Here is a 20,269-nt window from a genome sequence, read left to right as displayed (position 1 = left end):
GAGTCCAGTTCCTATGGTGGGAAACCCGCCATAGGAACTGGCGAACCCGGAGGGTCATTAGTCATGGGCTAACGACTAATGACTAAGGACAAAGGACAAAGGATAAATAACAAAAAGCACATAAAAAAATGACAGTTATGCATATAGCAGTAGTGGGGTTAAGCCATAAAACAGCCTCAGTCGAAGTTCGGGAAAAACTAAGTATTCCAGAACCACAAACGGAAAGTGCAATAGGGCAGTTACTAAGTTATCCCCATATCGAAGAAGTCGCGATACTGAGCACTTGTAACCGCCTGGAAATTTATATCGTTACCCACGAAACCGAACAGGGTATTCGGGAGGTCACTCAATTTCTTGCCGACCATAGCAAATTGCCCGTATCTTCTCTGCGCCAACACTTGTTTGTCTTGCTGCATCAAGATGCCGTGATGCATTTGCTCCGTGTTAGTGCTGGTTTGGATAGTCTAGTCCTTGGAGAAGGTCAAATTCTGGCTCAAGTGAAGAATACTCACAAGCTGGGACAGCAATATCAAGGTATTAAAACAATTTTGAATCGATTATTCAAACAGGCCATTACAGCAGGTAAGCGCGTGCGTACCGAAACAAGTATTGGCACTGGTGCAGTCTCCATCAGTTCGGCAGCTGTGGAGGTAGCACAGATGAAATTGGACAAGTTGCGGTTAACCACCAAAATATTGGCTTCTTTGTACTGAGGTTGGTCAAAGGGATGCTGTCCTTTCAGCACCGCACGGTCATCAGCAAAGACGTGTTCCCCCAATCCATCAAAGGTGACACATCTTAAAAATCGGGCAGGAATGATGCGGTCTGTATCGATATCATCCCCGACCAAGGGGATACCCCGTCCTGAAATAAATTTGACTTCACTCACCATGATATTAACAACTCACTCTCTTATGGCAAACGGTTGACTTAACTACAGCAATTCCCGCACGTCAAACACTTCTCCTTTAATGGCTGCGGCGGCGACCATAGCGGGGCTCATGAGCAAAGTGCGCCCGGAAGCGGAACCTTGCCTGCCTTTAAAGTTACGGTTGGAGGAAGAGGCACTAATCTGCCGTCCCTGAAGCTTGTCGGGATTCATTGCAAGGCACATTGAGCATCCCGGTTCGCGCCACTCAAACCCCGCCGCCAAAAAGATTTTGTCGAGCCCTTCCCGTTCAGCCTGCTGTTTTACCCGTTCCGAACCAGGAACAACGAAGGCTTTGACTCCTTCTGCAACTCGACGACCTTTGCTGATTTTGGCGGCTTCCCGTAAGTCACTAATCCGTCCGTTGGTGCAACTGCCAATGAAGCATACATCAACTTTAGTACCTTGAATGGGTTTACCGGGAACTAGATCCATATATTGGTAAGCTTCTGCGGCGATCGGGCGTTCCTGTTCCGGCAGTTCTTCGGGGGTGGGAACCAATTCATTCACACCAATACCTTGACCGGGAGTGATACCCCAGGTAACGGTAGGGGGAATGTCGGCAGCATTAAAAACTACTACATCGTCGTATTCGGCATCGGCATCGCTGCGGATGGAGTTCCACCAGGCAACAGCTTTGTCCCAGTCTTCTCCAGTGGGGGCAAAGTCCCTATCCTTGAGGTAATCGTAGGTGATTTGGTCGGGATTGACGTAACCGCACCGGGCTCCACCTTCTATGGACATATTGCAAACAGTCATTCGTTCTTCCATGCTCATTTGCTCAAAGGTGGTGCCTGCATATTCATAGGCATATCCCACTCCACCTTTGACTCCGAGAGTACGGATGATATGAAGAATGACATCTTTGGCATAGACACCGGGTTTTAGGGTGCCGTTGACTTCAATTTTCCGCACTTTCAGTTTGGATAGGGCAAGGGTTTGGGAAGCGAGAACATCCCGAACTTGGCTGGTGCCTATCCCAAAAGCGATCGCGCCAAATGCTCCGTGGCTTGATGTATGGCTATCTCCACAAGCGATGGTCATGCCTGGTTGGCTTAATCCCAGTTCTGGTGCAATCACGTGGACAATTCCCTGATTGCCAGAACCAATGTTGTAAAATATAATACCATTGTCTTGACAGTTTTGCTCTAACGCCCGCATCATTTCTTCTGCCAAGGTATCAGCAAACGGACGTGCTTGATTGTCTGTAGGAACAATATGATCTACTGTGGCGACAGTTCGTTCGGGAAAGAGTGGCTTGAGACCCCGCTCGCGCAACATAGCAAAGGCTTGAGGGCTGGTCACTTCATGAATCAGGTGTAGCCCAATAAACAATTGCGTATGCCCTGAAGGAAGGACACCAACTGTGTGTAAGTCCCATACTTTGTCAAATAAGGTCCCTCTACTCATAAACTTTAATCTCTCCAACAAATTTTCGCTTTTCTCAGCTGACAGGTAATAAGCATGGAGGCATAGAACCATACCCTAACCACTAGCCTGGGGGGAGAGCGCATAACTTATTTCAGGGTAGTTTGTTAGGTAGGCACAAGACATGAAGACAACCAAGTTTTAACTGAGAAAATCAAGTTTCCGAATAATTCCGAACTATCATATTAGCATCAATGGCTTGCTCTATCTATAATTTAGCCACAGACGTGTCACCAAGTCGCTAATTAACTAAACTGTACCAATATGACCCATTCCCTTATAGAACGGGAAAAGGTTAATTCATTCACAGGGTAAGGCAATGACCTTAGAAAAAAACAGTTTGGGATTACTTCAAGAAGCACTAGAACGATTGTTCATGGGTTTTGAAAGCTTACCAAAATGCGATCGCGCTCTCAACCTAGATGCTTTGAGAACGGTGCTATTGGAAGTTGCAGAACGCCTGCAGGACAATTACCCATATCACCATCCCCTCTACGTCGGGCAAATGTTGAAACCTCCCACAGAAATTGCCCGTCTTGCTTACACTTTATCGCTGTGGCTCAATCCCAACAATCATGCTCTTGATGGTGGACGAGCCAGTTCGGCGATGGAAAAGGAAGCGGTTGCGGAATTAGCCAATATGTTCGGATGGGACGTTCATTTAGGACATCTGTGCGGTGGCGGAACAATGGCAAATCTGGAAGCTTTGTGGGTAGCAGGAACTCTCAACCGCAATCAGAAAGTTGTCGCTTCCAAGCTTGCACACTACACCCATGAAAGAATTTGTAGCGTGCTTGGTCTTCCCTTTCAATCGGTTCCTTGTGACAGTCGGGCACGCATGGACGCAGTCGCTCTGAAAAAGCTTCTGCAAGAAGATGATATTGGCACTGTTGTTGTCACCATTGGAACAACAGCAGTTGGTTCAGTCGATCCCTTACCTGAAATTCTTGAACTTCAATCTCAGTATGGTTTCCGTATCCATGCTGATGCTGCTTATGGTGGTTATTTCATGTTAGCGGATAATCTGACTGCCCAAACCAGAGCAGTTTTTGATTGTCTCAAAGAAGTTGATTCCCTGGCGATCGATCCCCACAAGCACGGGCTACAGCCTTACGGTTGTGGCTGCATTCTTTTCAAAGACCCCTCTGTTGGGAAGCTTTACAAACATGATTCACCCTATACTTACTTTAGCTCCCAGGAACTCCATTTAGGTGAAATTAGCCTCGAATGCTCAAGACCGGGTTCATCTGCGGTAGCACTCTGGGCAACTCAACGCCTACTACCTCTGGTTCCTGGCGGTCAATTTGCCGCAGATTTGAGTAAATCGCGAAAAGCTGCACTCGCTCTTTTCGAGAAACTGCAGAATGATTCTCGATTTTTAGTGGCTTTTGCCCCAGAATTGGACATTGTTATTTGGGCACCAAAATCTAACAGTGCTAGTGAATCTTCACAACTCTCGAAAGAGATTTTTCAAAAGTCGGCAGATGAAAATCTCCACCTAGCTCTAGCTAACCTGCCAAAAGAACTTTTCCCAAATGCAGGGGAAGGAATGAATTGGGATCGAGAGTCGATAACTTGTTTGCGGTCTTGTTTAATGAAACCCGAACATTTGGATTGGATGGAGCGAATTTGGCAAATCCTTGATTCAGTCACTACCGAGATTCTCAAATAATATTAAATTTTATTTAAAACGATCGCGCTTCCAGAGTTTAACAGTGTTGTCATTACTTGTTGAAGCGCTCTTATATTATGTCCGGGTAAAGACTTATCATTAAGGCAGATGGGGAGATGGGGAGATGGGGAGATGGGGAGAGGGTTTTCCGGTTTTTGCACAGATTGTTTAATCATAACTAATTAACCGGACTTAATATTACTACCATCCGAGCTGAAAGCAACAGACCAAACTGTACAAAAATTCTAAAGCGTTTTCGACTCCTAAGCATAAATACATTAAGTAAAAGAATATACAAGCTGCACCCTGTCTACATAAGGAATACTTGAATTTTATCTTTAAGCTACCAAAACAATAAAAAAATCGGTAGAAATCAACATTTTTGCTAAATTTAGCTCAAAAAAACGAAATTTAAATTCTTGACTATGATTGGAAATATGCCATTTTCCATAACTACTAATTCATTAATTAATATTTATTTCTTTTGTCTACAAATCGTTTATATTTTACTCAAGGAACTGTTTTACGCAAGAGCCAGAAATGTCTAAACCTACCATTGGACAACTAGAAAGAGAAATAACAAATCGTCTCCGCTCCTTTTATAATAGTGAACTCGGGCATCATCCTGGTAAAATCATTTGTCAATTTTTTGATACAGAGTTAGTAATTTCTATAGAAAATTCTATCACCCGTCCCGAACAAGTTCTAAAAAAAGCGGGGTGCCATCTTTTAGCTGAACAGGTACGAATAGATTTAAACAAAATTTTAGCTCCAAAAATCAAGCTTTTAATTGAGGAAGTTATTCAAAAGCTTGTTATAGATTTAATCTGCAATACAAGTTTGACAACAGGACGTACAGGTATTTTATTGGTTTTGGAAGAATTGCCAGAAGTTCGCAATCGTGAATGTATTCCTAAAGCTAATTAAAGAATTTTGCCCAATTTTAGATGGTGACAAATAGCTTGTTCTAAGTCATAAAAATTGCAAGGTTTACTGATATAACTATCTGCTCCAACAAGAAGAACATTATTTCCATCTTCTTCTCTTGTTGAAGCTATCATACCAATAATAGGAATTGTCCTCGTTTCTTGGTTTTGCTTCAAGTAATGAATGACTTGTAACCCGCTCAAATCTGGCAGCGCGATATCTAGCAAGATTAAATTAGGTTGATGTGTTTGTGCTAAACTCAGAGCTTTTACTCCCTGTTTGGCACAAATACGCAACCAATTGAGCCTTTTAAAATAAGAATTTAGTAGTTCTAAATAGTGTAAATTGTGTTCTACAAGTAAAACTAATGGCTGTTTATCCATAGATAAGTAGTCGCTTGGAAACATTCTATACATCTAGACTCAATTCACTCAAAAACCTTTTCGAGAATTTATCTTTAGAGAATGATGTACGAGGCTTCTTTCAAGCGGCTGTTTGCGGCTCAAGATAGACAGGCTCGCCGTTGGTTCACTAGGTACCGCATCTGCGCTAGTGTTTAGAGAAGAGCACAGTATGCTAGTGGCAACATCAAGGACATATCTTCTATCCGAAAGACGCAATTCGTCAAGTGGTTATAGAAAAATTTAACTTTCGTGATTTTCAGTAGGTCGGTATGAAAAAAGGTAACTGGGAATGGTCGTCCTGAGTCATTAGTCAGGCTTGCAGGGGGATTTACATTTTGTAATATAGTTCTGTTGATTCCCACTCACTTACTTATATAAGTATTTCCACTTAAGATTGGAAAACTGCAAATCTGCTACTTTTCCTTCAAATAAGGTATGCCCAAAGCTGCAGGGGGAGTAGATTTGTTCTTTTTACTCACAAGGGCAAGAAGTGCGATCGCATAAGGCAGCATAATTAAAAACTGATAGGGAAGCTTGACACCCAATGCCTGAATTCGCAGCTGTAAAGCTTCTGTTGCACCAAACAGCAAGCACGCCAATCCAGTGGCGTAAGGATGCCATCTGCCAAAGATAAGTGCTGCAATAGCAATAAAACCTTTGCCAGCACTCATTCCCTCAGCAAAGTATTTGACTTGTACCAAAGTTAAATAAGCGCCACCCAACCCAGCCAAACAACCACCAATAATGACTGCAAAGTAACGTACTCGTTGTACTGACACTCCAGCAGTATCAGCCGCACTAGGATATTCACCAACAGCGCGTAAGGTCAGACCAGGGCTAGTATGAAACAATATATACGTACTGACAAAAATTAAGAGTAATAGTAAGTAGGCGAGAATATCCTGTTGAAAGAGCAAAGACCCGATAACAGGAATATCTGCAAGTATGGGAATTATAATTGGCTCAATTCCTGCAATACTTTGGGTATTTCCACCATTAAATGCCAAGCGTGACAGAAATGATGTCATCCCAGAAGCAACAAGATTGATTGCCAATCCAGAAACCAACTGATTAACTTGCAAAGTCACGGATAAAAAAGCGTGGAGTAATCCCACCAATCCTCCAGCAAACAGAGAAGCACCAACACCAATCCAAACATTTCCCGTGTAAAAGGTTGCAACAGCACTCGTAAAAGCGCCAGCCAGCAGCATTCCTTCCAAACCAATATTCAGTACCCCTGACCTTTCCGAGAAAAGCCCCCCTAATGCAGCAAATGCAAGAGGTACTGAGAGACGGAGACTGGAAACGAGATAATCGGAGAAGAAGTTGGTCATAAGTTAGTGAGTGGTATCTCTCATCTGTCGTTCCACAGCCAGACTAATGGCAATAAACAGTACTGTCAAACCTTGAATGACTTGAACCACAGTTACAGGAACCCCAGCACTGCGCTGCATCACATTTGCGCCACTCCTTAAAGCACCAAAAAATAGAGAAGTGAGTACAACACCTAAAACACTACCACGACTGAGAAAGGCTATGGCGATCGCATCAAACCCATAACCGGGGGAAACCACCTCAAACAGACGATATTTCAACCCCATTACCTCACTAGCCCCTGCCAACCCAGCTAAACCACCTGCTAGTGCCATTACCAGCATAATTGTGCGTTCTACAGAAATACCACTGTAACGAGAAGCAATGGGGTTAAATCCCACAGCCTTCATTTGATAACCTAGAGGTGACAGCACCAACAATACCCAGACAAGCCCTGCAACGAGTAACGCGAGTAAAACTCCTGCATGAGCGAGACTTTCTGGTAATATTGTTGGCAAATGAGCAGACTGGGCAATTTCTGGCGAATAAGGGCTGGGTGCGCCTGGTTCCTTGAGTGGGTTTTGAACGAGATAACCAATCAAGTTAAAAGCAATGTAGTTTAACAACAGCGTCGAGATGACCTCATTCACTCCTTGTACAGCCTTAAGATAACCTGGGATGAAACCCCAAATTGCACCAAAGAGAAACCCAGCAGTCAGGGCAAAAGGAATATGAATCGCAGCTGGTAGCCCCGTGACAAACAACCCTACCAAAGAACTTCCTAACGCACCTAGAGAAATTTGCCCTTCTCCACCAATATTAAACTGACCGGCACGCAAAGCAACTAATACCCCCAAACTCGTTAACAACAGGGGTGCCATTTTGGTCAGGGTGTTGCCAAATCCAAAGTAGGTAGAGAGAGATTCCTGAAACAAAGCCGTATACGCAGCGATGGGATTTGCCCCAGCAATTGAGATGAGAAGGGCACCAACAAGTAATGCCATAGCGATCGCGAGCAGAGGTGAGAGAATTGGGAGAAGTTGGGGTTGAATCCGATGAGGTGTTGTCATTTTTCAGCCTATTTATAAGGATGCTTCTCTGATGAGGGCGGTAATCATCTCCGCGTAAACGTTGATTGTTTGCCCGTGAGTCGTATAATAACCTCCCTTAAACTTGTTGTTTTGTCTTCATTAAGAGTTTCCTCGCTACTCAGATTTGACACGACCTCAAAGCTCATAATCTGTACATTTCTCAATATGTCAATAAATAGCATAGAAAATCTCAATACAAGAATTTTTGGAAAAATATCTGCTGGGACTGTATTAATATCTAGGCGATCGCAAATGGTTAATTCTTCAAACTGCAGAAGCTAATTCTTCTGAAAACTATGAATAGTTAACTGAAGTATGAATTCTAAAGTATGAAGTAGCTTGTCAACTGCATCAATAAATCAAGGAGCAAGTATCAAGTTATCACCCTATTTTTCATCCTTTATCCAGCGTCCGAAAATGGGTAGAATTGCTGCTGAATTAGCTGATGTAGCAGTGGTGACATCTGATAATCCCCGTACAGAAAATCCAGAGGCAATCTTACAGGATATTTTGGCAGGGATTCCAGAAACAGCTAAACCAATAGTGATATGCGATCGCGCCACCGCTATCAGTACTGCAATTTTACAAGCACAACCAGGAGACGGAGTTTTACTGGCTGGTAAAGGTCATGAAGACTACCAAATTTTAGGCACTGAAAAAATCCACTTTGATGATAGAGAACACGCACGTAATGCTTTGGAAGAAAGGATGAAAATAAAAAGTGAAGGATAAGAATGAAGCACAAGAAAAAAGATAGACAACGAAGGCAATGAAATATCTTATACTTCATTTCAGACTTTAAACTAATGTCCTGACTTTAACCACAACTTTCGACTTCATCACTTTCGCCTTCAGTCCATCTTGAAAACGGCTTTACTCATGAATGTCTCTTTAGCTCGGGATCTGTCTGTATATCAGTTGGCTTTAAGTGTGCAAACACCGATCCAACCACTGTCCCTTAGCCCTGCAACTTTGCTATCACTAGTGAGGTCACAAATTGATTTATTAATTGAACAACAAATTGCAGCCACATTATGGGTAAAGCTACCACCAGGAAAAATTTGGCACTCAGAAATTCAACGCTATCACCAACAACACATATCTAGTGCCACTTATACTCCCAAGGTAGAACTGAGGAACCAAAAAGAGGACAAAGGAACGCAGGTACAAAAAATCACAGAAAATCGGGAGGACGCGGAGAAATCTACTGAAACACTTTCCGCGTCTTCAGAAACATTATCCAAAACAGAGCCTTCTATAATAAAAGTACAAGGTTTACCAAATAGCAAACTTCGGCGAGAATACTTTGTCATAATCTTAGCACCGAATTTTTGCAGTTTGATTCTAACTTATAGACCTCTTAAAAGGCGTAAAAATCAGAAATCAGAACAAGAAAACAGCAAAAAAACTCTAATTTTACCTGCCATAACTTCTTTCGAGGGAAACCTGATTCAACAGGTGTTAAATGGCTTAAAACACTCGCTCGCACCAGAAACATCCCCATTTTTAGCTGATGATTTTCTTTGCCCCTCAATCCCCGAACCAACTTTGCTCGGTCATCTTTTGACAAAACAGATCCAGCATCAAGATAGAATCAATCGCCGATTAGCAACAAAGCACCTGACCAAGATAAAACAACAAAATCAAAAACTATATGAAACAGAACAAATCAAAGATGAATACTTGAACCATGTGTGCCAGGAACTGCGTACACCAATAACACACATGAAAACAGCTCTTTCGCTCTTAAATTCTCCCAATTTAAAAGCCCCTCAGCGACAGCGTTATTTACAAATGCTCAACACCCAATGCGATCGCCAAAACGCTTTAGTAAGCAGTGTGTTGGATTTGGTGCAGTTAGAGCGTAATTTGGAAAGAATGCCGCTAGAACCTATACGCCTTGCGGAACTTGTGCCTGGATTTGTCAGTACTTATCAGCCAATAGCAAAAGAAAAAGGCATTATGCTAGCTTACACTATACCGCCCGAACTGCCATCAGTTTGGTGTGTCAGTGGTGGTATAAGACAGATAGTCATCAACCTGCTCTCCAACAGCATTAAATTTACCCCTAATGGAGGGCAAGTTTGGGTGCGAGCACGTCTTCAGGATGAATATGTCCAGTTAGAATTTCGCGATACTGGTATTGGTATTGCCGAAAATGAAATTCCCAAAATCTTCGATCGCTTTTACCGAGTACGTCCAGTAGCAACAGATGATTCTAATGGTGTTGGGTTGGGCTTAACAATCGTGCAATTGCTGCTATGGCGTAGTGGAGGCTCCATTTCTGTAAAAAGTAAACCTTGTGATGGTTCTACTTTTACAGTGCAGTTTGCAATTGCATCTGAAACTAGTACGCAGGAGCCAATTTCAGATTAAGCTTAAGTCATTAGTTATTTCTCCTTTGTCATTTGTAAAAGATTAATGACGGATGACCAATAACCAATAACCAACAACCAATAACTATGTTTATTACTTTAATTGCTGACTACGGGAATGGCGATCCAGCTTTTGCTGAAGTGGCGCAACGGTTATTAATAATGCTGCCGGGATCGCAAATTAATACAGTTTCGGTGCCTGCCTTCAGCACTCTAGCTACGGGTTTTTGGATTGCTCAACTTGGTCTTAACCCCAATCCTCAGGAACGCTTAATCTATCATAACTGTGCTCCCCGCCAAGATGATAAACAACCAAGGCGGGATAATGAAGGAGAAGGGCTTACCTATGCCTTACTGCCTAACGGTGTTAAGGTAGTAGGTGTGAATGCTGGTTACACTCTTTCCTTTATCAAAGCATATGCACAAGTGTTGCATTCTGTCAAAGTATCTAGAGGTGGCTCGCAGTTCCGCTCTCGAGATGTCTTTCCCAGTGCCGCCGGTGCTATTGCTCTAGGGGATTTAAGCTTGTTGGGAGAACGTTTGAACCCAAGCGATCTTCCCGATCCTCCTGGCGATCGCGTTGCTTGGATTGATGGTTACGGTAATATCAAAACTACGATTCCGGCAGATACCGTCAATCTCAAACCTGAAGACAAGGTGATAATCCGAGTTGGAGATGTAGTCAGTGATGCAGTATACTCCGATGGTAGTTTCAGAGTACCAGAAGGCACTCTTGCTTTTGCTCCAGGAAGTTCCGGTTGGTCAAAGGCTGACGGCACCTTGGGAGTTCGTTGGATGGAGCTATTTTTACGCGGTGGTAGTGCTTGGGAACGCTTTAGCAAACCCCGCGTAAATCAATTAGTCACCCGCATTGCTTGACAGGGCGAGTGAGATATATTATTGTTACCACTAACTTCTAAAGGAAGGAAAATAGTTAAAACTTCACCATGACGGGGACGTTCGCGCACGATGAGTTTGCCACCAATAGCTTGAAACAAATGCTTTGTTGCCGTTAGGTTCAGACTAATTGTACCTGTTTCGGGTTGGAACATGAGCAGTTGACCAAGAGCTTTGCGGATTGGTGGCGTACACGGTGACGTTGATGCCTTGTCATTATTTAATACTTGGGGTAAAGGCAATAATTGCAACTTCAGTTGGTCGCCAGCAGGAATGACTTGTACTTGAATATGGCTACCTGCAGGTAAGCTGCGGGTAAAGTTTTCCATCAAACCAGTCAGAACCCGATCCAACATATTGGGATTGCTAACTACCGTTGGTAATTCTTGAGGTAAAACCACATCCAAAGTTAAGTTCCGCCGATTGGCTGCTTGCTGCCAACGAGGAATGCTTTGCTGTAGAACTCGATCCAACGACATTGCCGTCAGTTGCGTGTTCTGAGGTTTTCCCAAAGCAGACGTTTCCAATTCTGCTGCCCTAAATAACAACTCCATGCGATCGATTTGCTCGGTGCATTCGCGATCGATAAGTTCTAAACGTTTGATAACATTTGGAGGTAAGTCGCGCTGCTTCAGTAATAGACGAGTCGTTGTACGAATAGTTGTCAGTGGAGTGCGGACTTCATGAGCAAACGCTTGCAGCAATTCTACATCGGCACGGTGAGATGCTTCTGATGACGCTGAAAGAAGAGATCGATCTGATGCGGTGGCAGTTGCCATAAACTCCCCGCTGCCCTTAAGCGCCATACTGTAAGAGTCCCGTGTTCCTACCGCCGTTGAAGAAGACTTCATAGGGGCTGCAAATTCCCCTTGTACTCTTCCATCCTGTCCCCTGGTTTCCTTGTCTTCTTCTATTTCTGGCAAATATGCAAGCAACAGACGGCTAAACTCCATAACAGTACGATAATCTACTGCTTTTGGACAATATTTTTGTACTAATTCCTCCAAATCGGCAAACAGATCTGGATTGCTTAACATGACTCGTGCCCCTAATGCCCGCCATGCTTGTTCTACTACCTCAGAATCAAATGAAAAACAAAAAGTTTTATGACCATTTTTATAGTCTGCTAAAACCAGCACTAATCTAAATTTTTCTGTAAAAACTAAGCAAAACTGCTCCCCTGTGAGCGGATCTGCTTCTAGTAAAGGTAATATAGTTTCTTGAGAAGGTATTTCATCTACCACAGCAACACCAGGAGGCATTTGAAATGGCATAAGCGCCAAGGGGTTAAATGGCTTTGCTGTGAAAGTGACTGTGTGTAAGCTTTGAGTTAATTTTTGCTCACTTAGTATAGGAGCAGGTCCCGATAAGACCAATCCCTGGCTCACTTCATCTGAAATTGTTGCCAAGCTCCTCATGAGAAGCTGTTCTGTGGCTGCAATGCTAACACGCCATTGTTGGTCGGCTTTAGCAGATGAGCATTCCGCTTCACCAGATTGGCTGTTAACTAATATTTCGCTCAGGCTCGGCAATATCCACTGGTACACAACTTTTCACCCCTTTAAAAGAGCGACTAACGTATTTTAGGGTTAGCATTTACTACTATCTATGAGGTTATACTCATTTATATATTGATGAAAGTCGTAGAACCGAACAATACAAGTGCAATTTCCTATCATAGGTCAACCGTTCTTGACCTGGAGTCGGCTGTTATCAGGCGGGTATTAGTTTTCTACATATCACCCTCATGAAGGATGCCCAGCTTACCTTGGGGCTGATGAAAACTCAATAAAAATTTAGCAAAACAGTAAGTAGGGATACATAAATCTAGACATAAAGCGCGAATCTCTTCGATTACCTATTGGTAGAGGAGATTCAAAGGGCAACGTGCAAAGCAATCAATGAAAAAGGGGAAAAATGCCTCTCTAAAACTGACTTTTGAAGGAGTTAAAATGACTTTGGTTGAACACAAGCGTGCAGTAGGGGTTTTTTCGGACCTTACCAAAGCGGAACACGCACTCACTACACTCAGAGATGCTCGCTTTCCGATGAATCAGGTTTCTGTTATTGCAAGACATAGCGATCGCCAAGGTGATATCGTTGGGATTGAAAAGAAACACAACCTAGGCAATAAAGCTGATGAAGGAGCGGCATCCGGAGCAATGACAGGTAGTATCTTGGGAGGTATTACTGGTTTAGTTGTTGGTTTAGGCACCTTTGCATTTCCTGTTGTCGGTCCGGTATTACTAGCAGGCGAAATTGTCACGACTCTTGGCGCTGCGGCGGCAGGAGCTGGGATTGGTGCTGCTAGCGGTGGGTTTTTGGGAGCACTAATTGGTTTGGGAATTCCTGAAGAGCAAGCTAAAATTTACAGTCAACGAGTGTCGCAAGGAGATTATTTGGTAATCATCAATGGCACTGATGAAGACATTCGTGGTGCTGAAAATATTTTGAATCAACGGGGAATCGAGGAATTTAGTATCTACAACCCACATTGAAATGCACCATTTTTAGTGGTGCATTCTTGTAGGGACAATAGCATCAATACAAAAGTTATTGCCGCCAGAAAACATACTGCTTCTGTTGTTCGGATACTTTTCCAGAAAGGAGAAGTAAATCCTCTTGAGGTAGTGAAGATTTGCAATAAAAAGGAAACTTAGGTTGTCTGGAAGTATAGTCAAAAAATATTGCGTATCTATCTGAAGCTACGGGTATCTTTCCGCGATGAAAAACGCTTGCAGTCCCAGCAAAAACAACAGTGCCAGAGGGCCCCGTGCAAGACCTGTAATGTGATGTTGATATAACCCGTCGCATTGTTGTGTCTCTGAGATAGCCATATTTATATCTCAGAGCGCGAGCCACATTTAGAGTTAAAGGCTGCGGAATATATTGAAATGGTCCTTTATCTTCGTTAATGTCATTTAAATAAATAATTATTTTGAGTAACTTTCGGTCTTCTGAATCCATATGCCATAACCTTGATTTCTTCTCAACATTGTTGGCAATATCTCTTCGGTAGTACGCACCATGATAAGCTACGGGCAAGCCAAGATAATTCTCCACAATATTGAGTAAGCGTTGTTCCAGACCCCAGAGAAAAATTTCTGGATATTCCATCATTTGCTGGGGACTGGCGTGAACAACGAATTCATTTTTATCTTCAAAAGAAATTCTTGGTATTTTTGGCATCAGCGTTTTTGCTGCTTTAAGCATTTGCGGAGTTGAGGGTATTGAAAGTGCTTCTAATGAAGTAATCGCAACTCCTTCTGTTTTTAGAGTCTCCACCAATGCTAAGTCGGTAGCGCATAGAGCAGGCAGGTCATTAGTATGATTTTTGACAGCTACTTGATAATCAAGTTCAGCAGGATTTTTTACAAAGGAAATTTCATACAGGTTTTTTAAAATGCGGTTACGCACCTGTGCGGCAATAGTCTTCATCTTTTATTGTAATTGCTTTAACAATGTAATTGTAAGTATAGTATACGTAAAATCACGTATTTATTTTTATTCAACTGTTTTATTTTTATCAAATTTTACAGTAATTTTACAAAACTTGCCCGTGTATTAGTGTTGGTTTACCGTATTTAAATATTCAGGGTTAAAAATTAGCCCTCCGGATGTTTTTTCCTTAACCAAATCCAACTATGTGTTAATAAGATGACTTAATAGCAGTACCGAAAAAACTGTCTGCGTTGAGTAGAAGCCAAAACTGTAGGGATTTCTCTTAAAAGAACAAGTGACGCAATTTAAGGTGTAAAAAGAACTGAAATCACAAGTCTTTCCTAGTTTACGGAGAAAGAAAATTCCCAACTCACCTCATGGGGAAAATTTTAAGCGATCGCTACGTAAAAATTCCCACCTACAGTCTTTTGTTTCCCGTAGAATTTATGATTAGATAATAATTATACTTACCTGCAATATGCTACTTTAGAACGGCAACAGGTATGAAAATAGAGGAGTTTTTTTAGTAATGAGGCTCATTATCAGCCTAGTTCTGTTGTGTCTTTTGAGTGCGTGTACGACGAGTGTACTCGCACCTACCAGCCAGCTAGTACAAAAAGCACTTACTTTTGAGTTACAGCAAACTCAGCAAAGGCTCAGCCAACAGCTATATTTAAATTTTCAAGGATTTGAAATTAACCGGCTGTCAATTACTAAAGAACAACCCCTAACGATTCAAAACCTACTTACTTATCGCGTTCAAGGAACTTACGACCTTACCTTTAAGTTATCAAAACGACAGATAAAACAATCCCGCAAACCCTTTGAACTCTACCTACAACTTCAAAAAGAAGGTAAAACCTGGCGCTTACTGCTTCCTGATAGTGGGGGTCAAGATTCCTGGCGTAGTTATCTCATTAGCTAGTACAAAAAGGTTGAAGTATGAAGGCATTTGGATGAAAGTAACAGCATGACGTTGCAAGCTTTACAACAAATTGCATTTGTGAGCTTTATTTGCGCTGAAGTGTACTGCTGAAGTGTACGTACTATAGGAATCCAGTTTGATTATTGAAAAAATTTAAGTATTTGTAAGGTGGGCAGTGCCCACCAAATCTAAGTTGTGGTGGGCACTGCCCAACGCCACTCCTCTCAACGCGGGAAACCCGCGCACGAGGGTGGCACGTTGGGTGCAGTGGCAAGGGCGCGATCGCAAATGCCTGATTCGGCTTCTTCCCAGTTTTACTTTGCACTAGACGAACTGAGTTTTCTAGATGGTAGCTATGCGGTTTTTGGCTACGTGACTAACGGTATGGATGTCGTAAACAAAATTCAGCAGGGCGATCGCATTGACTCTGCTAAAGTCACTCAAGGTGCAGAAAATTTAAAGACTAATGGCTAAGGGTTAGTGGTTAATGGCTAATGGTAACGAACTATTAGCTATTAACACATCTGAAATTGAAACAGGGAGTAGCAAAACCGCACAACGAGGTTAAGATACACTGGTTGTGTCTCTAACTGGCAATGCGGTTAAACTGTTCCAAATTTTTAGTTTCTTTCATTTTTAGTGCGTTAGTGCTTGGCGGCTGTTCAACATCGCAAGTTGCTTCCAATTCTTCTCCAACTTCTACCGCCACTCAAACAAGCTCCCAGTTAACTACTGAAACAGCTACCGAAACTTCAAGCACAGGAGCAACTCCTGTGTCTGAAAATACCAGCGATCCCTCTACAGGATTTAAAGAATTACCACGGCTTGAAGGTAAGGCAACTGTAGTCATGACTGTCAAAGGTTCACCCATCACTATTGAAGTCGATGGTACGAATGCTCCCATTACAGCAGGTAATTTTGTAGATCTCGTCCAGCGAGGTGTTTACAACGGGCTCATGTTTCATAGAGTCGAACGCGATCCCAGTCCTTTTGTGGTACAGGGGGGCGATCCTCAAAGTAAAAACCCGAAAGTTCCAGCAACTGATTTGGGTACAGGTAGTTTTGTCGATCCAAAAACAAAAAAAATTCGCTACATACCCTTGGAGATTAAGCCTCAAGGTTCGGAAACATTGGTATACAGCAAAACATTTAAGGACGCCAGTATATCCCAAGCACCCGTACTAAGGCATAAACGCGGTGCAGTAGCAATGGCACGAGCATCTATTCCTGTAGACTCAGCGTCTTCTCAGTTCTACTTCGCTTTGTCCGATCTCCAATCCTTGGATGGTAGTTATGCCGTGTTTGGCTATGTCAAAGGAGGAATGGAAGTCGTTGATAAAATTCAGCAAGGCGATCGCATTGACTCCGCTAAAGTCACTCAAGGTGCAGAAAACTTGAAAAATGCAGGACAGTGAGTACGGTTGTTGTGACAGGGATTGGTCTTGTTTCTGCTTTAGGCAAAAGTTTAGAGGAAAGCTGGCAACAGTTAATAGCAGGTAAATCAGGAATTAAATTGCATCAACCATTTCCAGAACTCCAACCCTATCCTTTAGGAATGATTGACGAACAACCAGTCAGATTAAGAACACTTACTCAACTGGTTGTCGCTTCAGCTTTAAAAGATGCCGATTTGCTTCCACCTTTAGTTGATTGTGGAGTAGTACTTGGTTCAAGCCGCAGCAATCAAGGTTTGTGGGAGCAAATGGCGCGGGAAATGTTTTCTTTTTTCCCCCCATCTTCTTTAGGGACTTGGTTAGAAACTTTGCCTCACATGAATGCCATTGCTGTTGCACGGCAAATTGGTTCTTGTGGCATGGTTTTGGCACCAATGGCTGCTTGCGCCACAGGAGTTTGGGCGATGGCACAAGCCGCTTACCTCATTCAATCCGGGCAATGCGAGCGAGTCATTACTGGTGCAATAGAAGCGCCAATCACACCACTTACCCTAACTGGGTTTCAGCAGATGGGGGTATTAGCAAAAACGGGTGCTTATCCTTTTGATTTACACCGAGAAGGTTTGGTGTTGGGAGAAGGGGGAGCTGTCTTTGTCTTGGAGTCAGCAGAATTAGCAAAACAGCGTCAGGCAAAGGTTTACGGTCAAATTCTAGGTTTTGGTTTGACATCTGATGCGTATCATGCCAATGCTCCAGATCCACAAGGCAGTGCCGCAAAGTCAGCAATACAACAATGCCTGAACCGCAGTCATCTGACCTATAGTGATATTGATTACATTCATGCTCATGGGACAGCTACACAACTCAACGATCGCATAGAGAGCCTCTTGATACAGCAATTCTTTCCCAAAAGTACTGCAGTTAGTTCGACTAAAGGTGCTACGGGTCATACGTTAGGAGCTTCAGGCGCTTTGGGAATTGCTTTTTCTCTCATGGCATTAAAGTATCAAATTACACCACCTTGTGTGGGACTAAGTCAATTAGAATTTGATATGAATATTGCGCTTGAGGCGTGTAACAGTAAAATTGAGCACGTACTTTGTTTTAGCTTTGGCTTTGGCGGACAAAATGCAGTCTTAGCCCTGGGCAAATAAAAAGGTAGAGGACAATTTCTTTTGTGCGCAATTGCGCACAAAAGAGTTCATACAGAAAATTCACAAAAACAAATCCGCGATCGTATCCCTGTAACGTTGTATAACAACAGGACGCCGGATTTTCATTGTTTGGGTCATCATGCCATTGTCAATCGAGAATGGCTCCAAAATCAGTTTAAATGGACCAATGATGTCGCTAGCACGGTAACCCGGTCTGTTTTGCACCTCACGAATTAATTCTTGACGGAATAATTGATGAATAGCTTTGCTATTAAGGTCAATTTCTTGTAAACTCAAATTTTGAGCATCTGCCCACTGCTCTAAAGCGTCCATGTTAGGAACAATCAAAGCTCCAAGCGATCGCTGGTCTTGTCCTACAAGCATAATTTGGTCAATATAAGGGCTGCGCCGACAAGCATCCTCTAGTGGCTGGGGCTCTACATTTTCCCCATTCGTTAAAACAATCGTGTCCTTTGCCCGTCCGGTTAACACAAGATCGTCATCGGCTGTGACCCAACCCAAATCGCCAGTGTCAAACCAACCCTCCGAATCGATAGCCCTCGCTGTTGCTTCTGGGTTATTGTGATACCCCTGCATAATCTGTGGACCTCTTACCAAAATCAAACCACGTTGTCCTACAGACATGGGTTGACGGGTCTCAGGATCGACAATTTTGACTTGTGTACCCGGCATCAATTTTCCAGATGAACCACGTAGATTGTGCCAATGCCGACGGACACTAATAACAGGAGAAGTTTCTGTTAAGCCATAACCCACTAGAATCTGAAAACCTACCATTTCAAAGAAGTTTTCCAAGTGCATTGCCAAGGAGCTACCGCCACTGATAACTTGCTGAATTTGACCGCCAGTTGCATTAAGAACTTGTTTATAAACCAGTTGTTTTGCCAAAGCATGAAATGGTAATAAAGCTACTGTCTGTATTCCAGCTATCAAGTTTTGCCGGGGTGAACGGGGGCTTTGGTTTAACTCCAAGCGATACAAAGTGCGGCGAGCCTCAATGTAGCGCTGGCTATTAGTTAGTAGGAATTTAATGAGGCGCTGCTTGTTGGGAGGCTGTTCTCGAAACTGCTTTTGCATTCCTTCATAAATAGATTCCCACAGTCGCGGAACACCAGCCATGTACTTGGGCTTGAATTCTTTGAGGTCTTGTTTGAAATAACGGACGTTAGTATAAATCTGGGTACAGCCTTGAGAGAGAAAGAAGTACTCTATAGAGCGTTCATAGATATGCCAGGTTGGTAAAACACTAAGTATGCGATCTCCTACCTGAGGTTGTACCGCGACACCGATAGTTGTGATTTGGTGTAGCAAGTTACCGTGAGTTAGCATAACGCCCTTAGGTTTGCCACCTGTTCCGGAAGTATACATTAGGGTTGCCAGTGTATCTTGATTTTGATTTACCCTCTGTAGCGAATAGTTGGACCCGATTGCCATCAGCTTTTGATAGTTCAGTATCTTGAGGGAGTTTTCTTCATCTGGCTCTTCATCAGATAACAAAACCACGAGGTGAATTGGCAAAGAGTACAGTTGAGGACAAAGTTTTTTTAGCGTTTCCCGATTTTCTACTACGAGAACAGTGCTGGCGCTATCTGCCAAAATAAACAGTAGTTCTTCGGGATCTGCTTGAGCACCCCGAACCACGTTAATTGCTCCAGCTGCCATAATGCCCTGATCGGCAATGAACCAACGAGGGCTGTTGTCAGCAAACAGGGCGACGTAGGGAAGGTTTGCCTCTGGTTGGACTCCTAATGCCTGCAAACCAGCTGCAAATGACTGAATTTGTTGATACAACTGAGTATAAGTGAGAACAACTTCTGGTTTTGTATGGGGATCGACAAGTGCCTGGGTTTGACCAAATCGCTCGTGTGCCAGTCTCCAAACGAACGGTAGGGATTGTACTGAGGAATAATCTGCAAGACTCTGCATAACCATGCGCTCTTGCTCGGTGAAGTGCAAGGAATAGTTGGCGGCAAACAAAGCAGAGGAAGATGTCAACATGTTATTTAACAATTGTATTAATAATTTAATTTGCTGTTAAATCTTGCCCGATTGCAGCTACGGGAAAACCGTATTGAAACACCATTTGGAAGGCATTTTAATTATGTGATGACAACGATAAGGAATTTTTTAAATAAACTTTAAGTAAAGTTGTGTTAACAAAGGCTACAGCAGTGGCAACTTTAAAGCGCAATGCTATGAAAAAACATTATTTTCCAACCAAAAGCCATAGAGTATCTGCTTGAACCTTACCTGCGGAGGACTATTTTTCTACACTTACTTCATAAAAAATCGATATGA

At 42.9% G+C, this 20,269-nt stretch carries 16 protein-coding genes and 4 pseudogenes; 11 read left to right on the top strand and 9 right to left on the bottom strand.

Translation table 11 applies throughout. From position 1 onward, the window contains the following. Window positions 1–137: 137 nt before the first annotated feature. Window positions 138–677, top strand: a pseudogene (hemA, locus tag ACYRY3_RS09945) (glutamyl-tRNA reductase); the annotation flags it as partial. On the opposite strand, the pseudogene ACYRY3_RS09940 reads toward hemA, so the two are convergent. Further along, a pseudogene (locus ACYRY3_RS09940) lies at window positions 647–892 on the bottom strand (3-isopropylmalate dehydratase small subunit); the annotation flags it as partial. The pseudogenes hemA and ACYRY3_RS09940 overlap by 31 nt on opposite strands. 42 nt (window positions 893–934) lie before the next feature. After that, window positions 935–2,338 carry a 3-isopropylmalate dehydratase large subunit gene (gene leuC / locus ACYRY3_RS09935; RefSeq protein WP_460201514.1) on the bottom strand — a complete coding sequence of 468 codons (1,404 nt, stop codon included), beginning with the start codon at window positions 2,336–2,338 and terminating at the stop codon, window positions 935–937. A 337-nt stretch (window positions 2,339–2,675) separates the two neighbouring features. Here leuC and ACYRY3_RS09930 point away from each other — a divergent pair, with 337 nt between their 5' ends. Continuing rightward, on the top strand, window positions 2,676–4,028 hold the full coding sequence (locus ACYRY3_RS09930; protein WP_460201513.1) for a pyridoxal phosphate-dependent decarboxylase family protein: 1,353 nt from the start codon (window positions 2,676–2,678) through the stop codon (window positions 4,026–4,028). A gap of 2 nt (window positions 4,029–4,030) precedes the next feature. Here ACYRY3_RS09930 and ACYRY3_RS09925 read toward each other — a convergent pair whose 3' ends face one another. After that, on the bottom strand, window positions 4,031–4,204 hold the full coding sequence (locus ACYRY3_RS09925) for a hypothetical protein (protein ID WP_460201512.1): 174 nt from the start codon (window positions 4,202–4,204) through the stop codon (window positions 4,031–4,033). 364 nt (window positions 4,205–4,568) lie between these two features. On the opposite strand from ACYRY3_RS09925, the gene ACYRY3_RS09920 reads away from it, so the two are divergent. After that, window positions 4,569–4,955: a Na-translocating system protein MpsC family protein gene (locus tag ACYRY3_RS09920; RefSeq protein ID WP_460201511.1), complete on the top strand. Its 387-nt coding sequence runs from the start codon at window positions 4,569–4,571 to the stop codon at window positions 4,953–4,955. On the opposite strand, the gene ACYRY3_RS09915 is transcribed toward ACYRY3_RS09920, so the two are convergent. The 3 genes from ACYRY3_RS09915 to ACYRY3_RS09905 all read right to left on the bottom strand — a co-directional run bounded on the left by ACYRY3_RS09915 (window position 4,952) and on the right by ACYRY3_RS09905 (window position 7,743). Further along, the gene (locus tag ACYRY3_RS09915; protein WP_460201510.1) at window positions 4,952–5,338 is read right to left on the bottom strand and encodes a response regulator; all 387 of its coding nucleotides are present in this window, start codon (window positions 5,336–5,338) and stop codon (window positions 4,952–4,954) included. The two genes, ACYRY3_RS09920 and ACYRY3_RS09915, sit on opposite strands and share 4 nt — an antisense overlap. Window positions 5,339–5,772: 434 nt before the next feature. Continuing rightward, entirely contained in the window at window positions 5,773–6,693 is a 921-nt protein-coding gene (locus ACYRY3_RS09910; RefSeq protein WP_460201509.1) for an ABC transporter permease, read from the bottom strand. A gap of 3 nt (window positions 6,694–6,696) precedes the next feature. Then, a complete protein-coding gene (locus ACYRY3_RS09905) occupies window positions 6,697–7,743 on the bottom strand; it encodes an ABC transporter permease (RefSeq protein ID WP_460201508.1) in 1,047 nt (348 codons plus the stop codon). Between the two features lie 426 nt (window positions 7,744–8,169). Between ACYRY3_RS09905 and ACYRY3_RS09900 the strand changes: the two are divergent. From ACYRY3_RS09900 to ACYRY3_RS09890, 3 genes and pseudogenes are all read left to right on the top strand, one after another. Next, window positions 8,170–8,496, top strand: a pseudogene (locus tag ACYRY3_RS09900) (glutamate ligase domain-containing protein); the annotation flags it as partial. A 147-nt stretch (window positions 8,497–8,643) separates the two neighbouring features. Then, window positions 8,644–10,140, top strand: a complete 1,497-nt coding sequence (locus tag ACYRY3_RS09895; RefSeq protein WP_460201507.1) for a DICT sensory domain-containing protein — start codon at window positions 8,644–8,646, stop codon at window positions 10,138–10,140. An 86-nt stretch (window positions 10,141–10,226) separates the two neighbouring features. Next, window positions 10,227–11,018, top strand: a complete 792-nt coding sequence (locus ACYRY3_RS09890) for an SAM hydrolase/SAM-dependent halogenase family protein (protein ID WP_460201505.1) — start codon at window positions 10,227–10,229, stop codon at window positions 11,016–11,018. Here ACYRY3_RS09890 and ACYRY3_RS09885 read toward each other — a convergent pair. Beyond that, complete coding sequence (locus ACYRY3_RS09885; protein WP_460201504.1) at window positions 10,994–12,583, bottom strand: histidine kinase dimerization/phospho-acceptor domain-containing protein; 1,590 nt, start codon at window positions 12,581–12,583, stop codon at window positions 10,994–10,996. The two genes, ACYRY3_RS09890 and ACYRY3_RS09885, sit on opposite strands and share 25 nt — an antisense overlap. A gap of 405 nt (window positions 12,584–12,988) precedes the next feature. Between ACYRY3_RS09885 and ACYRY3_RS09880 the strand changes: the two genes are divergently transcribed. Further along, the gene (locus ACYRY3_RS09880; RefSeq protein ID WP_460201503.1) at window positions 12,989–13,534 is read left to right on the top strand and encodes a general stress protein; all 546 of its coding nucleotides are present in this window, start codon (window positions 12,989–12,991) and stop codon (window positions 13,532–13,534) included. 55 nt (window positions 13,535–13,589) lie between these two features. On the opposite strand, the gene ACYRY3_RS09875 is transcribed toward ACYRY3_RS09880, so the two are convergent. After that, window positions 13,590–14,474, bottom strand: a complete 885-nt coding sequence (locus tag ACYRY3_RS09875; RefSeq protein WP_460201502.1) for a 2OG-Fe(II) oxygenase — start codon at window positions 14,472–14,474, stop codon at window positions 13,590–13,592. A gap of 532 nt (window positions 14,475–15,006) precedes the next feature. Here ACYRY3_RS09875 and ACYRY3_RS09870 point away from each other — a divergent pair. From ACYRY3_RS09870 to ACYRY3_RS09855, 4 genes and pseudogenes are all read left to right on the top strand, one after another. Next, window positions 15,007–15,402: a hypothetical protein gene (locus ACYRY3_RS09870; RefSeq protein ID WP_460201501.1), complete on the top strand. Its 396-nt coding sequence runs from the start codon at window positions 15,007–15,009 to the stop codon at window positions 15,400–15,402. A gap of 258 nt (window positions 15,403–15,660) precedes the next feature. Continuing rightward, window positions 15,661–15,876: pseudogene (locus tag ACYRY3_RS09865) on the top strand (peptidylprolyl isomerase); the annotation flags it as partial. Window positions 15,877–15,998: 122 nt separating this feature from the next. Further along, entirely contained in the window at window positions 15,999–16,817 is an 819-nt protein-coding gene (locus ACYRY3_RS09860; protein ID WP_460201500.1) for a peptidylprolyl isomerase, read from the top strand. Further along, on the top strand, window positions 16,814–17,950 hold the full coding sequence (locus tag ACYRY3_RS09855) for a beta-ketoacyl-ACP synthase (protein WP_460201499.1): 1,137 nt from the start codon (window positions 16,814–16,816) through the stop codon (window positions 17,948–17,950). Before ACYRY3_RS09860 ends, ACYRY3_RS09855 begins: the two co-directional genes overlap by 4 nt. A gap of 60 nt (window positions 17,951–18,010) precedes the next feature. Here the strand turns inward: ACYRY3_RS09855 and ACYRY3_RS09850 are convergent, their stop codons facing one another. Continuing rightward, entirely contained in the window at window positions 18,011–19,969 is a 1,959-nt protein-coding gene (locus ACYRY3_RS09850) for a long-chain fatty acid--CoA ligase (RefSeq protein WP_460201498.1), read from the bottom strand. Window positions 19,970–20,269 lie beyond the last annotated feature (300 nt).

It is taken from the genome of Scytonema sp. NUACC21 (assembly GCF_054684315.1).
This window is presented reverse-complemented; position numbering and strand designations above follow the sequence as displayed.